This is a genomic window from Periweissella ghanensis, from assembly GCF_918814755.1.
Lineage (GTDB): Bacteria > Bacillota > Bacilli > Lactobacillales > Lactobacillaceae > Periweissella > Periweissella ghanensis.
The window spans coordinates 1-7,467 of record NZ_CAKKNT010000046.1; the positions used below are offsets into that span (position 1 = coordinate 1).

The following is a 7,467-nucleotide window of genomic DNA, read 5'->3' on the forward strand; positions in this document are numbered from 1 at the left end:
TAACAAACGAATTAAAGAAAAATTGGATGGCATGAGTCCGGTTGAATTCCAGAATCATGCCATCCAATTAATCGCTTAAAACATCACTCCAATTTATGGGGGTCAGTTCAACAGCTCTTTTTTGTTACTGTAATTTACTTAAATAACCAATTATAATCGTTTAACGGTCTTTTTTTAGTAATTGGGCTCTAAATGACTTTTTTAAGACATGAAAATGTGGTATTATACCACGTAAATAAGTTGAATGGTATAAAAGGTAGTTAAAATGGATAAATTATATGGGGCAATTGCCATCGATATTAAAAATAGTAAAAACATTGCTTTTAAAGCTGGTTATGGAACAAGTGATTTGTTGAATTTTTTTATGCACGCACTAAATGAGCGCTTCCAACGTGCATTATTGACGAAACAATTTGATGGTAGCGTTGGACGGCATTTTACGATTAAGGAAGGTGACATGTTGTTTGCTATCTTTAATCGCCCTAATTATAAAATGATGCCCCTTATTTATAAGTATCTAAATCAACTATATTATTCGGCGGCGTGTCAGCAATTAATTATTAAAATCATGGTGACACCAACGTTAATTGAGTTTAATACCGCGCTAGTTTTTAACGGCAAGTTGCAACATGATTTACTAACAGTTAATGACCTCGATGAAATTAATGGTAATTTGATGTTTACTAGTAAATACATGATTAATGCGCTCCGTGGTGAAAGCGACAAGCATAAGATAATCAAGGTAACACATAATCTCATTACTAATTTACCATTTAATTTAGCGGTGATCGTCCTTGAACCAAGTGCGACGGATGTGCCATACGCAATTGATACGGTAGAAACTGATATTATGAGTGCCTTATTTTACCTAGCGTACAGTGTGCCATTTAGTCAAAACAATCTGCTTAGTATTCGTAAAATTGTTTTCTTTTTAATGCGTGATAGCATCCAGAAAGAAACTTTATATTCGATGGCCAAAGTATTAGATCAAACGTACCATATTGATAGTTACAAAAATACTAAGCAATATATTGAACAAAAGGATACTGCTGAGTTGAGTAAGATATCATCACGGATTAGCAAAATTATTCGGGATATGGACGTACCAGCGATGCAGCATAATATTGCGACGGTCGAGAAAAATATTGAGAGGTTGATGTTTAAATAATGGCGGAATTTACATTTTTAAGCTTACTATTAGTGTATGTAGCAGTGGAGTATATTTTTAAATTTACTAGCAAATTTAAATGGTTGTTAGTACACGTGTTACTTGTTTTGGGACTTAATATGCTTATTTTAATTTGTTTGTTGGGATATTTAGCAGCTAATAAAATACATGGTGCTATTATATGGTGGCATGTGATTATTGGGTTAGTCTTAATTGTAATATTACATTGGGGATGTGATAAGTTAGCAATGTGGACTGTAAATAATTTGAAAAACAATCATACTCGGTGGGTTACGTATCTTGTTAATCAAGGCATCCAATGGGGGATATTATGGGGATTTAGTATGTATATACCATTCTTTGCGAGCGATTCGGAATTACATGCGAATACAAACGTTAATTTAGCGTGGAATATAATGTTAGTTGTAGTAGGTGGTATTATAACTAGCCAAGGAGTTAAGGTATTAATTAAAGAAATTATGAATACGGATGAAAAAGAAGGTAAACCTGAAGTAGAAAATATACAAGAATCTGAGGCAGGAAAAACAGAAGCACCGGAGGGAGTAACTACAGAAGAACCTGAAACAGAAAATAATTTAGGCTTGAATATAATATTAGTTGCGGTATGTGATATTATAACTATCCAAGGATTTAAGAAGTTAATTAAAAAAATTATGAATACGGATGGAAAAGAAGGTGAACCTGAAGTAGGAAATACACAAGAATCTGAAGTGAAAAAAGTAGAGGAACCTAAGAAAGGATTAATGACCGGGACTACGATTGGTATCGTGGAACGGTTGCTTATTTTATTGGGAACGTTGATTGGTCAACTTACACCGACTTTAGCAGGTATAATTGCCATAAAATCAATTGGGCGCTTTCAACAGATTAATGATAGTTCAGATTACGCAGAATATTATATGGTGGGCTCGTTATTAAGTATTGGGTTTGGTATTGCGGTTGCTCAGATTATTAAAATGAACCTAAATTATTTTGCCTAACTGCTTTAACGACCACTACCCCCCAGTGGTCGTTTTTATTTACGTCAAAAAAACACCTTGCCGCAACGGATTGCTGACAAGGTGTTAAAAATATAGTCGGTGGGCTAACGTTTAGAACGGATATAACCAGCCGCTTGGGCATCAGCTTCCGTGGCGAAGCGGACGATGTTTTCGGGCTTGATGTGGTATTTCTTCTGCCCAGGAAGATGATAAATATGTGAGTTAACATCAGCGATTATGCCACCACTATTAGTGGCCACACGATCGCTCATATCTTGACTCGCGCTACTAGCACTGGCTTGAGTTGCTGGCGTTTGTGACGCGGCCGTATCCGCAGCGGCGATATCAGTGTCAGGATCGTTGTTAGCGATAACCGATGATGAACTCGCCGGTGGGGTAGGTGTTATAGCCGTCGTCACTTGCGAACTCGCTGCATCGGCACTACTACTTGAACTCACGGTACTACTGGCAGCTTTGGGCACGCTTGGTACCTGTTTGTGGGGTTGGGCCGTCGCGATTGGTTTAATTGCTTCAGCCGGGGCGGTGAGCGTTTTGAATACAGAACTCGTCGCAGAAGCTAGCGTCACAACTAGAATTAGCACGAGGCCTTGTTTGAGCTTGAGCTGGCTTGGCACGTCGGCGGGATTACGCTTGAACAAAATGATGTGGGCGATGCCAATTATCACGGCGGCAATGACTAATAAGGTCCGTAAAATGCCCAGATTGGCGGGATTGAAAAATAGCAAAATAACGAATGAAAATAAAAAAAGCGCCCAGTTACGATGCGTTGTAAGGATGTGTTGTGGGGATTTATTAGTCATTGCAAGGCTCCTTAATTGGATAAATGTAATTGTGCTATAATTAATATAGCATATTTTTTAAGAAATGTAAGAAAAGATTAATTATAGTTTAAGTTAGTTGGTTAAAACCAACGTCTTGCCGTAGTTTACTTGGTCATTAAATTTAACAATCTTTGAATTTTTCAATAAAAGGCCCACAGCTCTTTAATTAATTTCTAATTATCCGATTGAACTATATTAGATAACATATTAAGGAGCCTTGCGATGAAGAAACATAGAATTAAAGCACCAACCAGTAATGATAAGCAACGTAGTATTGGGAAGTATTTGACGGGTGGCATGATTGCCATTTCAGTCCTGCCCGTGCTTTTGATGGTGCTGGCCTCATTTCTGATTACTACTAATTTAGTTAATCAGCGGGTGGAGAACATTGAGCGTAGTGCTGCCAAAGTTATCAACACCACGAATATGGATGCCAACACTAAAGCTAGTGAGCAGATTAATAAATTGGCGAAGTTAGATGCTCTTGCCGCCAAGAAATTTGACATGAGTACGATTCAATCGCAAATTAACATGATTATGGATAGTGGGAATGCGTATTTAAGTGATGTCGCCTTTGCTAAAAGTGATGGTTCGCTAGTAGCAACCGGGAACATTCCAGCCGGCTTTGATCCGCGGACTCGGGATTGGTACAAAGGGGCGGTGCAAGCGAACGGTAGTGTCTACATTTCACCAGTGTATATCGATGCCTCAACCGACCAGGCAATTGTGTCAGCTTCACTGCAAATAACGAATGCTAGTGGGGAAGTCGGCGTGCTTGAAATTGATATTCCGTTTGACGCGATCCAAAATACGGTTAAAGACCTTGATGTCGGGCGTACTGGAACCTCAACGGTGGTTTCTACAGCCGGGATTGTCGTTGCTTCCGCTGGTCAAACTAAGCAGTTGACGTATCCAGTTGGGAAAAGTATCAGCAATCGGGCGATCTTTAAACAAATTGCCAAAGCTACAAAACGGAGTGGTTTTTTAAGTGTTGATGGTAAAAAGATTTACTTTGACAAAGGTGACCTGGGCAGTAAAATCTGGGTCATTGAACAAGTTTCTAATCAAGAAATTGGCTTAGAACAAGGCTTACTCTTAGGGATTTCGCTCTTTGTAATGATTATTGTGGGCTTGGTAACGACCATTATTTCCGTCCACTACACGAATTTAATTCGCAAAATTTTACACCGTTACACGGAAAGTTTTGCTCAAGCCAGTGAAGGTAAGCTCTTGCCAATTGAAAATACCGGCACGGGGATGGGGATAAATAAGGCCGCAGACCGCATTATTACGCCTAACGCTGACGGGCATGAATTTAACCGCTTATCAAGTCACTACAATGACATGATTGCCGCAATGGGGACCTTAATTACTCAAGTCCAAGCCGAAAGTCACCTCGTGGCCAATGAGGCTAATAACATGGGTGAGCTCGCCAAACAAACGAATGCGGCGACGGATGAAGTGGCGACGACCGTGACGGAAATTGCCCAAGTTGCGGCTAGCCAAGCAACCGAAACCGAGCATGGGGTTGCGACTGTCCAAGGCCTATCAAAAGTCTTAGATCACATGCAAGCCAACGTTAGCACGATGCTTAACAAAGCGGATGAATCAGCCCAGTTAAACCAAGCTAATGTTGAGATGACGACCACGGTGCAAACGAACTGGCAAGCCCAAATGACCCAGTTGATGGAATTAAAGACTAGCATGACGACGATGGCGGAAAATGTCCAAGAGATTAGTACCGTCATCAAAGTGATCAACGATATTTCGCAACAAACTAACTTATTGGCGCTCAACGCCTCAATTGAAGCTGCAAGTGCTGGGGAAGCCGGGAAGGGCTTTGCCGTTGTGGCCACGGAAATTCGCGTTTTAGCGGAACAAAGTAAAGCATCAACGAAGAGCATTCAAAACATTGTTAATCGGATTCAAGGGGATGCCCAAGTGATGGTAACCAAAACCGATGCCTCTGTAACTGGGGGCCACGCCCAAGCAAGCTTGTTGGATCAATCATTGAGTGCGACGCAAGCTGTCTTTGCCAATAATGAAGCGTTACGCGAAGAAGTTGGTTCACTTGTGATGGCAGCTGATGAAGTGGCGACGATTCAAGCGCAAGTCTTGAGTAGCTTGGAATCAATTTCATCGGCGGCAGAGGAAAGTTCAGCAGGTACACAAGAAGTGTCAGCGAACGCAGAAGAAGTATCCGCCATGATGGATGAATTCACTAATAGTGTCCAAACGTTGGGGACATCGGCTGAACACTTAAATACGTTATTACAAAAATTTGAAGTCCAAAAATAAGCGTCGGTGACGAAAGTTACTTCGCTCATATGTTAAAAAAGAATGCCCCGACTGAATTGAAAAATTCAGCCGGGGCATTCTTTTACATTGGATGTAGGGTTTGTTACACGAGGTAGCAAAAGTTTCACATGAAACAATTGCTTAAATTAGTTACCTTGTTCTTCAAATAGGTGCCCAATTTGGAAGTAAATTTCATTAATTTTTTTCGCACCATCTTTGAGCTCTTCATATGAAGCTAAGTTGATGTTCAACATTTCTGAAGAGTTACCGGTCATTGCATTAATTTGGTTTGATTCTTCGGCAAGTAATTTAACTTGTTCTTCAATCTTACTAATCCGTTCATGAATGTTAACGGCTTCTTCCCGGACTTGGTTTGAAAGCTTACGAATCTCTTGGGAGATCACATTAAAGCTACCACCATGTTCATTCAAACGGGCTGCTTCAATCGCGGAGTTAACCGCCAACATGCGTGTTTGGTGAGCGACATCTTGGATGACCGTGATGATGTCATTGGCCTGTTCAGTTTCACGTAACAAAGTCGTGCTCGTTTGCTTGTTTTTAGTCGTGAATTCTTCCATTTCATTAACACTCGTAATCGTTTGGTTAACCCGTTCAACCCCACGATTAGCGATGTAGTCAACATCTTCGGTAAATGACTTGATTTTTTTAAGAATGCCGCCAAGGCCAATTGCCCGATCAGTAGTATCAAAGGCGATTTTAACAACTGAAACCACATTACCATCAGCATCTTTAACTGGTACATACGTTGCTTCAAAGAAAACTCGTTCACCAGTTTTAGTTTTACGGAGAATTTGTTCTTGGAATTGTTCACCGCTAAGGAGTGTATTCCAAAAAACTTCATATTGGGGATGTTCGGTATAAGTTGAAAAACAGAAATCCGCATGTTTGTGGTGCAAGATTTCTTCAACGGTGTACCCCAAAGTTTCTGCAAAAATTGGGTTAGCATGAATAAGTTCCCGCTCAGTGTTGAAAACGGCGAAGGGAACTTTTTCATCAACGATTTGGCGCAATGAATATTGAATTAATTCAGAATTTTCCATGATTGCAACGTCCTTTAATTTAGTGTGTTACTTAAACAATCGGCAGATATACTAAAAATTAAAGTCGTTAACGGATAAACATCGGTAAAATTGTCAGCCAATGTAGTTAGTCGGTTAAGAAATTTTTGCTTGTATTCACTTATAGGTGATTTTTTGGTACACTTATTTTTAAAATACAAAATGTAGGGATAAAATAAATGATACTAACAATCGTTATTGCGATATACATTATCAGCATGCTCGCGGCGCTGGTATTTATGATTATGTGGCTGCGGGGGGCTATTAAAAAACAACCAAATAATAAATGGAAATACATGCTAACAACGATGGTTATTATCTTTGTTAGTGGTGCTAGTATCAGTACGATTCGCGGTCAACAATATCAAGCTGAACAATTGCGATTAGAAAAAATTGCGATTAAGAAAGCTAAAATTCAAGCCCGTGATTTGAAAAAGTTAGAAGTTACGAGCAAATTTGGCTTTAACGATTACTTAGTTCTTTTGATGCAACCCCACAAAAATACCGGGGTGCAAGCGCAACTTAACGGCACGGCTGAAGATCAAGCCAAGGTGTTGAGTAACGCGCAAAAGGCCATCTTCCGCATGCGCCATCACCCAGCGGCTAAAAAGGATGGGGTTTTGATTGTGTCATATGTGAAGGTGCACAAGAAATCAAAACCACTCTTCGTGTTATATGCCTCAGCCAAGCAAGTGCGCAAGATGAGTAAAGTGGCCGATGATCCTAAGACGTTCTTGGATGATGATTTAACCGCCTACTGGTTTAACAAGAAGTTCATCAAGAAAACCGATGATAAGTTACCAGGAATTTTCAATAACATCTTATTACAAGATCAAACGCACATGCCAAAACAAGTTAAGAAGCACATTGTTTCTGGTAAGACGATTTATTTCAACTATCCAACGGCCAAGAAAAAGCCGACCGATACAGGTAAAAAAGTCGTTACCGAAAATGCTTAACAGTATATGAAAAAAGGGGTTGTGACATAACTACCTCTTAAATAAAAATTCCAGATGGAAATGAGTATCATTTCCATCTGGAATTTTTTTATTTTGAAAAAAGTGAATAAATTAGCGAGC

Annotated in this window: 6 protein-coding genes; 4 read left to right on the top strand and 2 right to left on the bottom strand. The window is 39.7% G+C overall.

The features are described 5' to 3' along the window. Nucleotides 1-265: 265 nt before the first annotated feature. Entirely contained in the window at nt 266-1,168 is a 903-nt protein-coding gene (locus tag LQZ76_RS09745; protein WP_230099523.1) for a hypothetical protein, read from the top strand. After that, on the top strand, nt 1,168-2,169 hold the full coding sequence (locus tag LQZ76_RS09750; protein ID WP_230099524.1) for a hypothetical protein: 1,002 nt from the start codon (nt 1,168-1,170) through the stop codon (nt 2,167-2,169). The genes LQZ76_RS09745 and LQZ76_RS09750 overlap by 1 nt, the downstream gene beginning before the upstream one ends. Nucleotides 2,170-2,273: 104 nt before the next feature. Here the strand turns inward: LQZ76_RS09750 and LQZ76_RS09755 are convergent, their stop codons facing one another. Further along, nucleotides 2,274-2,990, bottom strand: a complete 717-nt coding sequence (locus LQZ76_RS09755) for a sunset domain-containing protein (RefSeq protein WP_230099525.1) — start codon at nt 2,988-2,990, stop codon at nt 2,274-2,276. A 243-nt stretch (nt 2,991-3,233) separates the two neighbouring features. On the opposite strand from LQZ76_RS09755, the gene LQZ76_RS09760 reads away from it, so the two are divergent. Further along, the gene (locus LQZ76_RS09760; RefSeq protein ID WP_230099526.1) at nt 3,234-5,309 is read left to right on the top strand and encodes a methyl-accepting chemotaxis protein; all 2,076 of its coding nucleotides are present in this window, start codon (nt 3,234-3,236) and stop codon (nt 5,307-5,309) included. 146 nt (nt 5,310-5,455) lie between these two features. Here the strand turns inward: LQZ76_RS09760 and LQZ76_RS09765 are convergent, their stop codons facing one another. After that, nucleotides 5,456-6,370, bottom strand: coding sequence for a methyl-accepting chemotaxis protein (locus LQZ76_RS09765; RefSeq protein ID WP_230099527.1), 915 nt, complete (start codon nt 6,368-6,370; stop codon nt 5,456-5,458). A 197-nt stretch (nt 6,371-6,567) separates the two neighbouring features. Between LQZ76_RS09765 and LQZ76_RS09770 the strand changes: the two genes are divergently transcribed. Then, a complete protein-coding gene (locus LQZ76_RS09770; protein WP_230099528.1) occupies nt 6,568-7,347 on the top strand; it encodes a hypothetical protein in 780 nt (259 codons plus the stop codon). Nucleotides 7,348-7,467: the final 120 nt, after the last annotated feature.

What these genes read in the sequence shown, in the direction of transcription:
- LQZ76_RS09745 (WP_230099523.1), top strand. Translation starts at nt 266, where the DNA reads ATGGATAAATTATATGGGGCAATTGCCATCGATATTAAAAATAGTAAA.
- LQZ76_RS09750 (WP_230099524.1), top strand. Translation starts at nt 1,168, where the DNA reads ATGGCGGAATTTACATTTTTAAGCTTACTATTAGTGTATGTAGCAGTG.
- LQZ76_RS09755 (WP_230099525.1), bottom strand. Translation starts at nt 2,990, where the DNA reads ATGACTAATAAATCCCCACAACACATCCTTACAACGCATCGTAACTGG.
- LQZ76_RS09760 (WP_230099526.1), top strand. Translation starts at nt 3,234, where the DNA reads ATGAAGAAACATAGAATTAAAGCACCAACCAGTAATGATAAGCAACGT.
- LQZ76_RS09765 (WP_230099527.1), bottom strand. Translation starts at nt 6,370, where the DNA reads ATGGAAAATTCTGAATTAATTCAATATTCATTGCGCCAAATCGTTGAT.
- LQZ76_RS09770 (WP_230099528.1), top strand. Translation starts at nt 6,568, where the DNA reads ATGATACTAACAATCGTTATTGCGATATACATTATCAGCATGCTCGCG.